Below are 15,225 nucleotides of genomic sequence, written 5' to 3'. Positions count from 1 at the left end.
TTGTTTAATAATCATTGGTTTAGGGTATTTTAATCCATACTAATGGAAAAATTTTAAGAGGTGAAATTATGTTAAATTGGTTAGAAGAAATAGATTTGTCGACATTACTCATTGACTGGGGAACCATATTATTACGTCTAATTGCTATCGTAATTATCTATTTTATTGCCAAATCTATTGGGAAAAAGGCGATTCAAAAGGCTTTTAAGAAAACAAATGATTTGGAGACCGGTCGTAACAAAACACTACAATCCATCAGTGTAAATATATTTTCTTATTTCCTATTATTCGTTGTTGTAGGAATTGTATTTGAGCTGTTTGGGCTGGATATCAAAGCACTTTTAGCTGGAGCTGGAATTGTAGGACTGGCAATTGGTTTTGGCGCACAAGGATTAGTAAGTGATGTTGTCACAGGCTTCTTCCTGCTTTTGGAAAAACAAATGGATGTTGGAGATTATGTCACCATGTCTGGTCAGGATGGTATTATTGAAGAGATTGGCTTACGAACAACCAAACTTCGAGGATTTGATGGAACCCTTCACTATATACCGAATCGTGAGGTGACAAGTGTTAGTAATCATTCGAGAGGTAATATGCGTGCGTTAGTTGATATTGGGATATCTTATAATGACAATATTGATCAAGCTATTAATGTGATCCAACAAGCTTGTGATGAGATAGCACAACAGGAAGAGGTTATCACAGAGTGGCCTGATGTAGTAGGTGTACAAGCTTTAGGTTCATCTGACGTCGTATTACGAGTTATTGCAAAAACAAAGAATATGGAACAATGGGCTGTTGAAAGAAAGCTAAGAAAAGCAATAAAAGAAGCGCTTGACAAAAATGGAATTGAAATACCATTTCCACATCAAGTCTATATCAATAAATCCGAATAAATATATGGATGAGTTAAATTTCTTTCCGTAAAAGGAACCGGCATGATGATTATAAACTTCATGCCGGTTTTCTTTTATGGATTACTTTGAGCTACGGATTGTGTTTTTTTCTTATTAATTTATCTCGGTCCTTTGTTCCTGGTGGTTGCTCCAACCAGTTGTGCTTAATCATGATATCTGCTCCAGTTTTTGCTAGTCTTGCTACTTCGATCGACAATCGCTCATAATTAACAGCTAAGTCAAGGCGCTGACTAACAGCTGCAGCAGTTGCATAATTACCTATTCCAGATGTCATCAAAAGAGACATATGGAACATTATTAATTTATCAGAAAAGGTTTGTGTCGTGGAACTACTTACTCCCACATCAGGCAGTTTAGGTGTTTCTATATCATCTTTTAGGAGGGTATTAGAAAAGAGTTTTGTGTGTTTCTTAGCAACTTCTTTAAGACGAACTAAATACTCCTGTACTTCAACGGTTGGAGAGGTTTGTGCGAAGGCTAATGATAATTTTATGCCAATGGAGTTTGTCATTGTATTAAAATAAAGGTGGGAAATTTCAACAGAATTAAGTGGTCGTTTTTCGTTAAAAGGGTTTAGCCCACTTAAATAGTCTTTACTATTGATAAAATCTGTTTCACTTGGAACCTCAATATATGGATGTCTTGAATTGACCCCTTTTTCAACAGCGATTTTGGTTGCCTCGTTATAAAGGTTTGTAGCATCAGTCAAGCACTTAGTGAAGTATTCCCTTATGTCCATACGAGTACTCATACTAAGAAATCCACTATTTACTACCATGCCAACGGTAGCCATATGATTAACATAAGATAAACAGAAAAGGTCGGTAAAGAGCCAAGGCGCTTCGGTATTTACATCTTCATCGGAAAAAGCATTTGGTTGTGCGAAGTTTTCTTTTTTAAAGATCGTAGTTAGTTTATCAACATGTGAAGACGAAAAGTCGTAGGCTAGGTGAACAATTGATTTTATTTCAGGATCTTCAATATGTTTTAGCATAAAACTTAATATGCATTTTGACAGGCTATCATTCATACAGGAAGTCCATAGCGAACTTATTTCACCAGAAGTAAGGTGAATTCTTTTTTCCTCCATTAATCATAATCCTCCTAATAAACAACCTCATAAGGAGATATTATTTACTTTTTTATGAAATATATGTAAAAGCACGTCTTAAGCAATGGAATCCCTTTGAATTTTCTTTATCTTATTCTGTGTCATATTTAAATAGATTGTTATGCAGATACAAAGAAATAGTGACAGATGAAATATTAGGTGAATCGTATTTGGAACAATCCCGTTCATTACTGGTAGAAAGGAGTGGGTGTTGCTAAACATCAGCGTATAGTCTGCAACCTTTACTTCTGCCCCAATTCCAAACAGATAAGGTACCCACCAAGATAGGATAGCACCAATGAAGATGCAAGAAGGGTGAATCATTAACCAGAGTTTTATCCATAGAGGGTATTTTCTACCAATATAAATAAGTATTATTGTCATTAACAAAACAATTTGTATTACCCCGATTAAAGTTGTTGTCACTAACTCGCCAGATGACTTAGCTGCCTTTATTGCTTCTACATCATTTAAGGGACCAAGTGGTACCCAATCATGTAAAAGCATAAATAAAAGTACGATGCTATAACCAATTAATAAGAATTTTTCCGCACTCCGAACATTCCTCATAAAAAGTCCTCCCTGTATTTACTACTTTTTTTCCCTCTAATATTGAAATAGGTAATGATGTTAACCATAAACACCATAAACAGGCTCCACCATAAAAATCCCCATTGCCAGTAAAAATTGATAACGTACAAAAGAATAATAAAACGATGATCGAGATGAAAACGTGTATTTTTAGCTCCTTTTTCACAAGAATTCCCCTCTCTTCCTACAGCTAAGTTGATTTTACCATGAATTTTCGAAAAATTTAATAAGTACTAGGTTGTATTTTTATGTTCCGCTCCTTTTCGAAAGAATATTTTCATAATTGTATAACTTTTATAATTTTTTTGGTAGGATATATACTACAAACAAATAGGGGGATTGAGTATGACCAAGGTTGCACTTATTTCAGATATACATGGTAATTTAACAGCGCTAAAGGCCGTATTAAATGATATACATAAACGTGGGGTTAACCGAATTTTTTGTTTAGGTGATTTAGTAGGAAAAGGCCCTAGGGGATCTGAATGTATTCAGTTAATTCAAGAGCACTGCGAGAAGGTTATTCGTGGGAATTGGGATGTGTTTATCCGAGAAGAAACGGACAATGAATTTATTCATTGGTTTCAGGATCGTCTGACAAAAGAGGATAACAACTATCTTGCTTCTTTACCTTTCCATATTGATATGGAGGTGAATGGACAGCTTGTACGTTGCATCCACGCTTCCCCAAGAAGTGAATTTGAACGAATTGCACCAGAATACCACCCGGTGGAAAAGTGTTTATCTATGTTTGAAAATAGTGAAGCAACGCATACGACTGATAGTGATCCGAAGCCAGACATTGTTTTTTATGGGGATATTCATACAACCCTATTACGAACATATGAAATTGGGACACTTTGTAATGTTGGAAGTGTCGGGAATTCCCTTGATTTAACAACTGCTTCCTATGCTATTTTAGATGCTACATTTGAAACCAACTCCATTCAATTTGTTCGAGTTCCTTATGATAGAGAAGCGGAACTTGAAGCAGCGAAAGAATTAGGATTAGCCGGGTACGAGCAATATTATGGTGAGATCATGTTTGCTAAGTATCGGAATGCGAAGTAGTGATACAATGAAGGATAAAAAATAAATGTATCTAAGAAAAAGGTCCCTACCTCTTAATTGAGGTAGGGATTTATTAATGCAAGATAGTTATATCAAAAAGAATAACAATACTTGATAAGCAAGTTTCTACACTCAACTTCTTAGGTGTTACATGGATGGCATTCGAAGTAATAAAGATTGATCAATCTTGTTCTCATATAGTACGTTATCTACTTTAATATTTATTGTTTCCGAATTCATTACATAATCTTTCTTTAGGAGGATGTAGAAACTATTATCATTATTCTTACCGCGTTCTCCAAATTTAGCTTCTTCTCCTTTTTCATTCGTTCCAGTAAATAATAAGGGCTGATCCATATCCAATGTATTTGTGTCAATTTTGGGTGTTGATGGTTTATCAGCATAAAGGGATAACTCTTGGTTTTCGTTTAAGGGATCATATCTTAGTGTTAAAAAGATCCCACGATGATCATATAGTGCGCTTTCTAAATAAATAGCTGTATCTTGAATTTGTCCAACTTTTCTTGGTTCTGTATACCCGTATCTTTTGCTTGTAGTTTTCGAAAGGTTATCTTGATAATCTGATACGTCTAAAGAAAATTCGAATGATTCATTTCCCGAAAGTACTACACTTCCCAAACGTAGTTCTAGCTCTTCTGGTACTGTTTCAAAAGCGGGTATAGAAAGGCGGAAAGAATCAGGTTCGAATTCATTCGGTATTCCGTGAATTTGCTGGTATTGGTTATCTTTTTCATTGAGATATGAACCGGTTATTCGATTTAGTTTATATTTATCGGGGATATTAATATTCCCGTAAATATGATTGTAGTTGATACCAATATCCATTCGGTTAAATTTTATGGAGACTAGGTCATCCTTGATTCCCTCACTTAGTCTAGTTGTGATTGTTGGCTCATCATTTTCTTTGTCATAGTAAATTGGGATTTCTATATTGTTTAAGGTAATTTCTTCATCAAATAGATAAATGGTTAAATTTGTTTGAACGGATTGCTCAATCTTGTTTAACTGCCGGTCTCCACTTCCTAATATTTTGTTTGTCCGTATATGGTGATAGAAACGACCGTTATAAATGACGCCTTCTCTTGGGTATAGGCTATCTTCGGTAATACTTACATATTGTTTAGGAATATTTTCATCACTATCTCCATTTATCCATAAATCCGTAATACCCGGTGCTGTTAGCTTTTTGTTTGATAAATCTGCATCTGGTAAATCTATGCTATAAAATATCTCCATGCCCAAAGAGTGGTACCATATTTTTTCAATGTGAAGACTGGAATCGTTCGTTAATGATATGGTGTCGTCAATAGTAGTTAGAAGACCTAATTCCTCCGCCTGTTTTAATCCAGGAACTTTTTCTTGATAGAATGAGTCCACTTCATCTTGTGAATGGACAGATAATATCCCTTCTCCCAAGTCATAACCGGGTCCATTAGGGTTACTTGTGGTTGATAGCGATGGAATATCATCTTTTAAAAATTGCACGCCGACTATTAATATGCCAATTAAAAAGGCGGCAGTTAACAACTGTGGAAACCAATGTTTTTTATATCCAGTAGGTTGATGTAAAGTATTATAAAAACGTTCTTTATCTTGATTGGAATAATAAGCATCCTTTCCAAGGTAGTTATCAAAGTCTTTTTTTGATAATTTACTCATGGAGAAATTCCTCCTTTAAGGTTGATTTTAATTTTTCCTTTGCCCGTTTAATTCTTGTTTTGACAGTTGAGGGATTCACATGTAATAAATCACTAATCTCTTGGATGCTAAATTCTTTATAGTATTGCAAAATGAGTACTTCCCTATATTTAATTGGCAGTTCTATAATCGCTTCAATGACAGTATGCTTTTGTTCGTCCAATAGGTATGCTTGCTCTGGTGTACTATCGTCGGCTTTTTCCTTCATTTGATCCTTCCAAGTGATCAGTCTATGGATCGGAGACCGTAGATAATCTTTGCATCTATTTGCGGTAACCCGGTATAACCAGTTTTTAAGTGAAGCACGCTCTTCATATGTATCCAACTTTTGGTAGACAGTGAGAAGTACTTCTTGAAATAAATCATCAGTCTGCGCACGGTTTTTAACATAGAAAAAGATAAAGCGTTTCAGACCTTCTCCGTATTCTTCCATGATCCATTCGATGGCATCCTCTCTATTTAAGGAGTGGATGGAAGTAGCGGATTCGAGCATTTCGTTCATATCTCCACCTCATTTGAATAATCCTCTTACAATCGATTGTATTATTAAAGACGAACAAGCACAAAAAAAGTCCCAAAATTAGTAAAATAAATTTTGGGACTTCAAGTTATTTTTCTTTTACGATTAAATCGATTAATGCAGACTTTTCTAGTAAGGGTGCCAAGCTCATAGCTAAATGGTCCCTCATCGGCAACCGCTACTGCAATTTTGTCTTTTGATACGTCTAAACCTACATATTTTGTGGTATCATTCATAATATTAGCTCCTTTCGTATTATGGCTCTGATTTGGTATTTCTCAATAGTAAGCAGTATTACCAAATTAATCCACGTTGTTACGATAAGGGGCTAGTTTCGTTCATTATAACTCCTTGAAAATACAAACCAATTTTCTGCGTGCGATGGAGCTGCCGAAGCATTCCTTATCCTGCGGGAACAGCACGTGTCCGAAGACCCCGTACAGATGCGCCTACGTCTACTAGTAACTCTTCGAAGCAAATTCCTCGGCGCAAGGGAACAAAGAAGCATATTCAAGTAGTACCCTGGCTGAGGCCGTGCCCGCGGAAAGCGAAGCATTCTGCCGTAGCGGTATTCTAAAGCTACATCCATTAGTAATGGAAAGTCGAAACAAAATGTTACGTCGCATTTTATGTAAAAATCGACAACAACAAATTGCAAAAACAGTACAATAGAAAAACCGAATGAATTCAAAATCTGGTAATAGAAGAATTTTGAACCACTCGGTTATTTTGACTATACACTTTTTATCCTCAGCTATTCATTACTATTTTCGAATAAACATCTGTGTCCAATTGTTTCCTTGGTCCTCAAAGCCAACTCCAATATGGGTGAATCCACCATTTAAAATGTTTTCACGATGTCCTTCACTATTCATCCATGCTTGAACGACTGCTTCTGGCGATTGTTGCCCTGCAGCGATGTTTTCTGCAGCGGATCGGTAGGAAACTCCAAACTGAGACATCATATCAAATGGCGAACCATATGTTGGGCTATTATGTGAAAAATAGTCGTTTGCCTGCATGTCTTCGGACTTCGCTCGCGCTGTTTCACTTAATGTGGCGTCTACCTCTAATTCATTTAATCCGGCACTTCTTCTTTCTTCATTTGTCAGTTCGACAACAGCTTGCTCAAAATCATTTAAACCTTGCCCTTGTGTGCTAGGTCTATTTGTTTCTGGTTCTTGTTGCTGTGGTTGTTGATCTTGTTGTGGTGTTTGTTGCTGTTGTTGATCTTGATCCTGTTCCTGTGGTTGCTGCGGGATCGGTGGATATTGGCGATTAGGTTGTTGTGGTGCTTGTCTTTCGTTATTCCCCGCATCACCAGTATTTGCTCCTATAGGGCTGAAATTATTGCCGTATCCTTGTCCAGAACCATCAGGTCTTTGGGTTTGTGCATAATCCTCATTAGGTGAATTGGTGCTGATGCTTGAAATCCTACCATTATCACCGTTGTTACGATCGTTGGTAGCATCATCGTTTGTACATGCTACTAATACGACAAACATAATGAACATAACAGGTAAAACAAATTTTTTAAGTTGCATTTTCAATTGCTCCTTTTCTAAGATGTTTTAACTTAGTTTCACTTTTTTTGGAAAAATTATTTATCGGATTAATACAAAATTAAAAAACATCAAAAAGGCAAGCACATTAGGGAAATGATAAACTAAAAACAAACCATTTTAGGCTAGGGGGAACCAAATGAATACCATACTTGTCGTAGATGATGATGCACATATTCGAAAGTTAATCCGGTTATATTTAGAAAATAGTAATTATCATGTTTTGGAAGCAGAGGATGGGAAAGCAGCATTGGATTTACTTGAAAAAGAACATGTTGATCTTGCCATAGTTGATGTGATGATGCCAAATATTGATGGCTACGAGTTAACAGAGGATATTCGTTCTTTTTTAGATATACCTATTCTTATGGTTACTGCAAAAGGGGAGTCCCAAGACAAAGTAAAAGGGTTTCGAGCGGGTACGGACGATTATGTCGTAAAACCGTTTGATCCGGTAGAGCTTACTCTACGTGTTGAGGCATTGCTCAAAAGATACCATATTCAGTCGGACTCAACTCTAAAGATTGGTTCAATCACCATCGATCTAGATAGGTTACTTGTAGAATCGAAGGAACATGAGATCCATTTAAAAAAGAAAGAATGTGAACTATTATTTACGTTAGCGAATACCCCTGGGAAAATATTTACCCGTAATCAGCTTATTGAGAAAATTTGGGGTTACGATTATGAAGGGGATGAACGGACAGTAGACGTTCATATCAAACGTTTACGAGAACAACTTGGATCTATTTCTGAATTGTCTATTACAACAGTAAGAGGTTTAGGCTATCGCTTGGAGGTAATGGATTGATCAAAAAAAGCTTATACTTAAAAATTGTTGGTATTTTTATTAGTGTCGTTCTTATTAGTATCGTTGTTTCCTACTTCATTACGCCGTATTCCTTTCAGCAAGAGGATGTATTTAAAGAAGAAATAACAAAAATAACATCTGGATTTGCAGACATTGTAGAAATTGCAGGTACGGAAAAAATCCCGGAATTAATGGATACCTTCGATAATACAGATTTTGATGTGTTGATAACGGATGGTACGTCCGTGTTTTATGCGTCACAACATGCGCCCACGGGTATTCCTGAAAAAGAAATTCAACGTATATTAAATCAAACGAAACAGCAACCACGTATTTTAAAACATGGTAGGGAGCCGATTCGTATTGTTGGCATTCCGATAGATATTGACGACACAAATCAAGCAATGTTTATTCAGATTAACTATAAGGATGAATTTGATGATTTACAGCATGGAATTTTTATTTCGTTACTATTGGTGCTTCTAGTAGGGAGTATCCTAATATTACTTGCATCACGTTATTTAGTACAACCGATTCGTAAACTAACGGTTGCTGCGAAAAAAGTTGCGACTGGAGATTTTGCCGTACGAGTAGAAAAGAAGCGAAATCGAAATCAGGATGAAGTTGGAGAGCTTATAACTAGCTTTAATCACATGGCATCCGAATTAGAGAAAATAGACCAAATGCGTGATGATTTTGTAAGTAATGTATCACACGAAATCCAATCGCCATTAACCTCGATAAAAGGGTTTACCAAAGCATTAAGGGATGATGTTATACCTGTAGAGAATCAAAAAGAGTATCTGGATATTATCTATCAAGAGATAGAGAGGTTATCTAGACTTAGTGACAATCTGTTGCGGATTGCCTCGCTTGATTCCGAACACCACCCGTACAACCCAACTTCCTATCGTTTAGATGAACAGTTACGGAACGCAGTACTTACTACAGAACCACAATGGAAGAAAAAAGGTCTGAATATCATGTTAGATGTTGAACCGGTTGAAATATTTGCTGATGCCGATTTAATGGAACAGGTTTGGCTAAATCTAATTACCAATGCAATCCGGTATACAAATGCTGATGGAACGATTCATTTGTTGATTAGCATTACCAGTGAAGAAATAAGCGTAAACGTCAAAGATGATGGCATTGGGATTCCGAAGAGAGCTATTCCAGAACTATTTAGTAGATTTTACAAAGTAGATCAATCAAGAAATCGATCCGTAGAAGGAAATGGCTTAGGCCTATCCATCGTAAAGAAAATATTGAATATCCACGGTTTCAAAATTGAAGTTGAAAGTGAGGAAGGAACTGGATCAACCTTTTCTGTTAAAATACCAACTCATCATTAGGATTATTGACTCTGGGCTCCAACGTGTTCTAGTCAAAAGAAAGCCAAACTTATCATAAGTTTGGTTTTTTTTGTTAATGTGTGCGCCTGGTGCTTTGACCGCCATTGTGGATTGTTTGGATAGCCCATCGGCAAACTTCACCTCTTATACCTTTTCATGGAAACTTTAGAACGAGTCACCTTATAGCAGATTTTCCACTTGTAAAACCATGGTTTACCGAAGATAATTCATATTCAGTTCATATTCATTTTATATACTTTAGATACTCGATATTCAATGCGTGTTTTTATTGAATTAGGGAATCTCTGAAATGAGGTGCAACCAAATTGATGGATACAACGTATAAGAAAGTAATCGTTCGATTAATTGATGAATTACAAGCAAAAGGAATTAATGCAACATTATGCAATAAACCGAAAAAAGTTGATGAATGAATTGCTATATAGATAGGCAATACTTGTAAAAGTTAATCTTAACGATTGTCTTTGTTTAATTATAGGAGGAGTACGAGATGTTCTTTCATCCATTGGATTTTTTAATCATTCTAGCTTTTATATTGGCCATGTGGGCCCAATCGAAAGTTAAAGGGAGTTTTCAGCAAGGTGCAAAGGTTCAAGCGTCATCGAGAATGACTGGGCTAGAAGTAGCTCGTAAAATATTAGATAGTGAAGGGTTAACCGACGTTAAAATAGAGTTATCTCGTCGTGGGGCACTTTCTGATCATTATGACCCTTCTGCTAAAACTGTTCGTTTATCGGAACCAGTATATCGAAGTAATTCGATCTCATCATTAGCTGTAGCAGCGCATGAGGTCGGTCACGCGATCCAGCATGCTAACCAATACTCGATGTTAGTACTCCGTCATCGAATCTTTCCGATTGCTAATATTGGTTCGCAATTTGCACCATTTCTATTAATTGGAGGATTTTTACTTGACCTAGGAAACTTAATTGGTATTGGTATTGTGTTATTTGCTGGGGCTGTTCTTTTTCAGCTTGTAACTCTTCCAGTAGAGTACAATGCCAGCAGTAGAGCCAAAACCAAACTACTTGAACTTGGGATGATCACGAATCGTGAAGAAAGAGGAGTAGGAAAGGTATTAAATGCAGCTGCATTAACTTATTTAGCTAGCACCTTAATTGCCGTTCTACAATTATTAAAATTCATTATGATTTTTGCTAATAGACGATAACCTGTCTGTTAAAAAAAGGGGATATGACATCATGGAAGTCAAACAAAAAAGTGATATGCAGCAAATGAAAGCATTGAAAACAGACTTAATCCGATTTATGGTCTCGTATAAATTTGCTTTACAAGAAGTAAATACAAAGTTAGATATCCTAAAACAAGAGTTTCAATATATACACGATTATAATCCGATAGAACATGTAAAATCGCGGGTTAAATCACCGGAGAGTATTCTGAGAAAGGTACATCATAAGGGACTAGATCTTAATTTGACTGCGATCAAAGAGAACATTCGTGATATTGCTGGAGTGCGAGTGACGTGTTCATTTATTTCCGATATCTATGAACTTAGTAAAATGATTCAGAAACAAAAAGATATTACTGTAATTGAATGCAAGGATTATATAAAAAATCCAAAACCAAATGGTTACCGAAGTCTCCATTTGATCATTCAGATTCCGATATTTATGTCCGATCGAGAAGAAAATATTTATGTAGAGATTCAAATCCGAACGATTGCGATGGATTTTTGGGCGAGTTTAGAGCATAAAATTTATTATAAATACGATAAAGAAGTACCTGCTACAATGTTACAGGAACTAAAAGATGCAGCGGAAACAGCAAAAAATTTAGATGAAAAAATGGAGTCGATTCATAAAGAAGTGAATCAATACAAGGAAATATCTAGTGAGGAAGATTTACAAGAATTGGATATTCATAACGAGAAGTTTCGTCTTCCTCTTGAATTCTTTGCACTGTCAAAAGGGTAATCGAGAAATATCTTAATAAAAAGTGAAGAAAGAAGGTAGTAAAGTGAATTTATCCATGACAGATATGCCGGCTGTTGTTAGGAAAGAAGTTGAAAAGTTAGAAGAAACATTATCCCCTTTTATGAAAAAGGTTTCAAAGTATGCATTTTGGTCATTCCCATTAATCACCTTTTCCGTAATAAATTTGTTTTTTCTCTTGTTTTTCGTTCCAAGCGAAGAACGCGTCCTAGCAGTTCTTATCTTCTATGCAGTTCTTGGGGCGTTTGGTATGGCATTATCGAAAGAAGCCAAGCTACAGCGGAAGGAAATCCAGAAGAAAAGTAGTGACTATATTATTAAGCGAATGAACAAAAGTGATATTGTACCAGATGATCGGAAAGAGGATTATATTGCTCGTGTACGAACACAGCCATTACGATCAGTTGAACATTTTATAAAGTTTTTAAAAGAAGAGGACCAAATTTACAGAGAGCAATGGTTTGGAAACAAGAACTAGATTGGGATTGGGAGGTCTTCGATGCAAGAGATTATAGCTGAGCAAACCTACTACAAGATGGAACGAAGGATAAGTAGTGTGGATCAGATTGACATTGAACATGAACGAACCCTTTATTTATACAATGACCGGATAATTTCGAAGCATCGTGAGTTTTCTATACAAGAAATAATGGATGTTTCCTATAGAAAGCTAGGTCAAGAAGGTGGACTTCTATATTTACACACAAAAAGAGGTGTCTTTTCCTATACGGTTAAATCATCACCAGACAACTTTGTGGAGCGGTGTAAAGAGTTTATAAAAAGGCGATAAGGGAGATACCGAATTTGATGAAAAGGGCAAATCTATAGATAGAATGGAGAATGTAAAATGACTGTAATGATTTTTGGAGCAGCATGTTCATCAACTAGAAAAGCAAAAGAATGGTTTACGAAACACGAGATTGATTTTGTGGAAAGAAACATTATTAAAGAACCATTAACGGTACATGAACTACAGGCAATCCTTCGCATGACGATTGAAGGAACCGAAGAAATCATTTCAACCAGATCAAAAACATATAAAGATTTAGACCTAGACATTGATGCATTGCCTTTACAAAAACTACTAGCTTTCATTCATGACCATCCAAGGTTGCTTAGAAGTCCAATCATGATGGACGAAAAACGACTACAGGTTGGTTATCACGTTGATGATATTCGCCAGTTCTTACCAAGGGAAACACGAGAAAGGCAATTTATTAAGTTTCGCATGAACCACTTACAGATTGCGGAAGGGTAATAAAAAGGTTTCCAATCATTCCATTTTATTTCGTTCTAGTATATTATGGTAATAGAGTACGGTTCTATGTAAAGAATTGCAGTTATGTTCATATAAAGGAAGGTAGTTTATGTCGGAGGAAAATATAACGAGACTAGAGATAAATGGTAAAGAACTAATCTTGATTGGAACTGCCCATGTTTCGAAAAATAGTGCCGAGCAAGTCAAGGAAGTTATTGAAACAGAAAACCCTGATTCGGTCTGTGTAGAATTGGATGAGCAACGGTATAAATCCGTAACTGAAGGAAGTAAATGGCAGGATACGGATATATTTAAGGTGATCAAGGAGAAAAAAGCTACCTTGTTATTAATGAATTTAGCCATATCATCCTTTCAGAAAAGAATGGCAAAGCAGTTCGGAATTAGCCCTGGGCAAGAAATGATTCAAGGAATTGAGTCTGCGAAAGAAGCTGATGCAGAGCTTGTTTTGGCGGATCGAAATATTCAAGTAACATTTTCTCGTATTTGGAGAGGAATTGGACTAAAAGGAAAAGCCATGCTACTTACACAGGTAGTGGGAAGTATTTTTACAAAAGAAACAATTTCAGAAGAAGAATTGGAAAAGATGAAGTCCCAAGACATGATTGATTCCATGCTTCATGAATTTACCGAAGTATTTCCGAAATTAAAAAAGCCATTAATTGATGAGCGAGATCAGTATTTGGCGCAGAAAATTAAAGAAGCGCCTGGTAAGAAAGTTGTTGCTGTTTTAGGAGCTGCCCATGTTCCAGGAATTAAAGAAGAAATAAAACGAGACCATGATCTAAAGAAACTGACACAACTACCACCCAAATCCAAAAAGCCTAAAATAATCGCTTGGTCCATTCCATTTATTATTTTAGGAATTATTTTGTACACCTTTTTATCGAATCCATCGGTGGGAATGCAACAAGCCCTTAGTTGGTTGATTTGGAATGGGGGATTATCGGCAATAGGTACTGCGATAGCTTTAGGCCATCCACTGGCTATTCTAACAGCGTTGATCATTGCACCGATATCCTCTCTCAATCCATTATTAGCAGCAGGATGGTTTGCTGGATTTGTACAAGCATACATAATGAAACCGAATGTAAGGGACTTTGAGAATCTAACCGAAGATGCTTTTACTGTAAAAGGATTTTGGCGAAATAAAGTAACGCGAATTCTACTTGTTGTTGTCTTCGCCAATATTGGTAGTTCATTAGGGACGTTTATTGGCGGTGCTGATGTTGTCCGACTATTTATACAAAATTTATTAGGCTAATATATGAAAAAAGCAGACCTTCATTTGATGAATGGTCTGCTTTCGTTTCTAGATAGGATAAATAAGATTAGTAAATCGATTCACCCATTATGGATGAGCGCGGCGCAAAAGGTTTTCGGTGGAACTAGTAATCGCAGTTCCAGTTCGTACACAGATGCTTGCGCCTTTGCTCTATCCTAAATCAACATTATGGTAAACTTGCTGTACATCCTCTAAATCTTCTAAGGCATCTACTAGTTTTTCAAATTGCTCTTGGTCATCCGCGGAAAGGGTTACATCATTTTGGGCAATCATGGTTAGCTCAGCAACTGTAAATTCTGTAATTCCAGCATTTTTAAAAGCTTCTTGTACGGCGTGGAATTGATCAGGCTCTGCGTAGACTATAACAACTTCTTCCTCTTGGGAAATATCACGCGCATCAACATCAGATTCCATTAATATTTCAAGAATTTCATCTTCTGATTTTCCTTCAATTCCAAACACTGCTGTTGCATCAAACATATATGCAACGGAACCATTTACTCCCATGTTTCCACCATTTTTTCCAAAGGTAGCACGAACATCCGCTGCGGTACGATTTACATTGTTCGTAAGCGTATCAACAATTAGCATGGATCCATTTGGACCGAAGCCTTCATAGCGGAGCTCATCAAAATTCTCCTCATCTCCACCTTTTGCCTTATCAATCGCACGATCAATAATTGACTTAGGAACATTATATGTTTTCGCACGCTCCAGGACAATTTTCAATGCTTGATTAGCTTCTGGATCAGGTTCTCCTTGTTTTGCAGCTACATAAATTTCACGACCGAATTTAGCATAAATACGGCTCGTATTTTTATCCTTTGCCGCTTTCTTTTCTTTAATATTGTTCCATTTACGACCCATAAATAACACTCTCTTTCTGAATATGTGTAAGCAAGTATGTGCTACTTGTTGTATTCCATTATTAAGTATACATCAAAACTTGAATATTTTTAAGTTAGTAGAAATTACTATTGTAATAGATGAAAAAAACCTATTAAAATGGGAGAACTTTTCTATTTACTTTT

At 36.3% G+C, this 15,225-nt stretch carries 17 protein-coding genes; 10 read left to right on the top strand and 7 right to left on the bottom strand.

All coding sequences use genetic code 11. The features are described 5' to 3' along the window. Positions 1-68 precede the first annotated feature (68 nt). Positions 69-896, top strand: a complete 828-nt coding sequence (locus BMX40_RS09150) for a mechanosensitive ion channel family protein (RefSeq protein ID WP_090869072.1) — start codon at positions 69-71, stop codon at positions 894-896. A gap of 91 nt (positions 897-987) precedes the next feature. Here BMX40_RS09150 and BMX40_RS09145 read toward each other — a convergent pair whose 3' ends face one another. Together BMX40_RS09145 and BMX40_RS09140 are read right to left on the bottom strand one after the other, a co-directional pair. Next, on the bottom strand, positions 988-2,007 hold the full coding sequence (locus tag BMX40_RS09145) for a DUF3231 family protein (protein WP_090869070.1): 1,020 nt from the start codon (positions 2,005-2,007) through the stop codon (positions 988-990). A 78-nt stretch (positions 2,008-2,085) separates the two neighbouring features. Beyond that, positions 2,086-2,598 (bottom strand): hypothetical protein, encoded by a 513-nt coding sequence (locus BMX40_RS09140; RefSeq protein ID WP_090869068.1) that lies wholly within the window; start codon positions 2,596-2,598, stop codon positions 2,086-2,088. Positions 2,599-2,964: 366 nt separating this feature from the next. Here BMX40_RS09140 and BMX40_RS09135 point away from each other — a divergent pair, with 366 nt between their 5' ends. Beyond that, entirely contained in the window at positions 2,965-3,690 is a 726-nt protein-coding gene (locus BMX40_RS09135) for a metallophosphoesterase family protein (RefSeq protein WP_090869066.1), read from the top strand. Positions 3,691-3,837: 147 nt separating this feature from the next. On the opposite strand, the gene BMX40_RS09130 is transcribed toward BMX40_RS09135, so the two are convergent. From BMX40_RS09130 to BMX40_RS09120, 4 genes are all read right to left on the bottom strand, one after another. Then, a complete protein-coding gene (locus BMX40_RS09130) occupies positions 3,838-5,370 on the bottom strand; it encodes a hypothetical protein (RefSeq protein WP_090869064.1) in 1,533 nt (510 codons plus the stop codon). Further along, positions 5,363-5,911: a sigma-70 family RNA polymerase sigma factor gene (locus tag BMX40_RS09125; protein ID WP_090869062.1), complete on the bottom strand. Its 549-nt coding sequence runs from the start codon at positions 5,909-5,911 to the stop codon at positions 5,363-5,365. Before BMX40_RS09125 ends, BMX40_RS09130 begins: the two co-directional genes overlap by 8 nt. Before the next feature lie 101 nt (positions 5,912-6,012). Further along, positions 6,013-6,165: a hypothetical protein gene (locus BMX40_RS20205; protein WP_170840728.1), complete on the bottom strand. Its 153-nt coding sequence runs from the start codon at positions 6,163-6,165 to the stop codon at positions 6,013-6,015. A 528-nt stretch (positions 6,166-6,693) separates the two neighbouring features. After that, complete coding sequence (locus tag BMX40_RS09120; protein WP_244513462.1) at positions 6,694-7,473, bottom strand: CAP domain-containing protein; 780 nt, start codon at positions 7,471-7,473, stop codon at positions 6,694-6,696. A 157-nt stretch (positions 7,474-7,630) separates the two neighbouring features. On the opposite strand from BMX40_RS09120, the gene BMX40_RS09115 reads away from it, so the two are divergent. The 8 genes from BMX40_RS09115 to BMX40_RS09080 all read left to right on the top strand — a co-directional run bounded on the left by BMX40_RS09115 (position 7,631) and on the right by BMX40_RS09080 (position 14,173). Beyond that, positions 7,631-8,302, top strand: coding sequence for a response regulator transcription factor (locus BMX40_RS09115; RefSeq protein ID WP_090869060.1), 672 nt, complete (start codon positions 7,631-7,633; stop codon positions 8,300-8,302). Continuing rightward, complete coding sequence (locus BMX40_RS09110) at positions 8,299-9,657, top strand: sensor histidine kinase (protein WP_090869058.1); 1,359 nt, start codon at positions 8,299-8,301, stop codon at positions 9,655-9,657. The genes BMX40_RS09115 and BMX40_RS09110 overlap by 4 nt, the downstream gene beginning before the upstream one ends. A 511-nt stretch (positions 9,658-10,168) precedes the next feature. Then, positions 10,169-10,849, top strand: coding sequence for a zinc metallopeptidase (locus BMX40_RS09105; protein WP_090869056.1), 681 nt, complete (start codon positions 10,169-10,171; stop codon positions 10,847-10,849). A gap of 31 nt (positions 10,850-10,880) precedes the next feature. Next, a complete protein-coding gene (locus BMX40_RS09100; protein ID WP_090869054.1) occupies positions 10,881-11,615 on the top strand; it encodes a GTP pyrophosphokinase in 735 nt (244 codons plus the stop codon). A 22-nt stretch (positions 11,616-11,637) separates the two neighbouring features. Continuing rightward, positions 11,638-12,111, top strand: a complete 474-nt coding sequence (locus BMX40_RS09095; protein WP_244513461.1) for a DUF5392 family protein — start codon at positions 11,638-11,640, stop codon at positions 12,109-12,111. 21 nt (positions 12,112-12,132) lie between these two features. Continuing rightward, on the top strand, positions 12,133-12,423 hold the full coding sequence (locus tag BMX40_RS09090) for a hypothetical protein (RefSeq protein ID WP_090869051.1): 291 nt from the start codon (positions 12,133-12,135) through the stop codon (positions 12,421-12,423). Between the two features lie 57 nt (positions 12,424-12,480). Then, positions 12,481-12,891: a transcriptional regulator Spx gene (spx, locus tag BMX40_RS09085; protein WP_090869049.1), complete on the top strand. Its 411-nt coding sequence runs from the start codon at positions 12,481-12,483 to the stop codon at positions 12,889-12,891. Between the two features lie 109 nt (positions 12,892-13,000). Then, the gene (locus tag BMX40_RS09080; protein WP_090869047.1) at positions 13,001-14,173 is read left to right on the top strand and encodes a TraB/GumN family protein; all 1,173 of its coding nucleotides are present in this window, start codon (positions 13,001-13,003) and stop codon (positions 14,171-14,173) included. A gap of 171 nt (positions 14,174-14,344) precedes the next feature. Here BMX40_RS09080 and BMX40_RS09075 read toward each other — a convergent pair whose 3' ends face one another. Continuing rightward, positions 14,345-15,061, bottom strand: coding sequence for a YebC/PmpR family DNA-binding transcriptional regulator (locus tag BMX40_RS09075; RefSeq protein ID WP_090869045.1), 717 nt, complete (start codon positions 15,059-15,061; stop codon positions 14,345-14,347). Between the last annotated feature and the right edge of the window lie 164 nt (positions 15,062-15,225).

The sequence above is a fragment of the Oceanobacillus limi genome, assembly GCF_900111445.1.
Lineage (GTDB): Bacteria > Bacillota > Bacilli > Bacillales > Amphibacillaceae > Ornithinibacillus > Ornithinibacillus limi.
The sequence above is the reverse complement of the archived record's forward strand: the minus strand, read 5'-3'. Positions and strand labels throughout refer to the sequence as shown.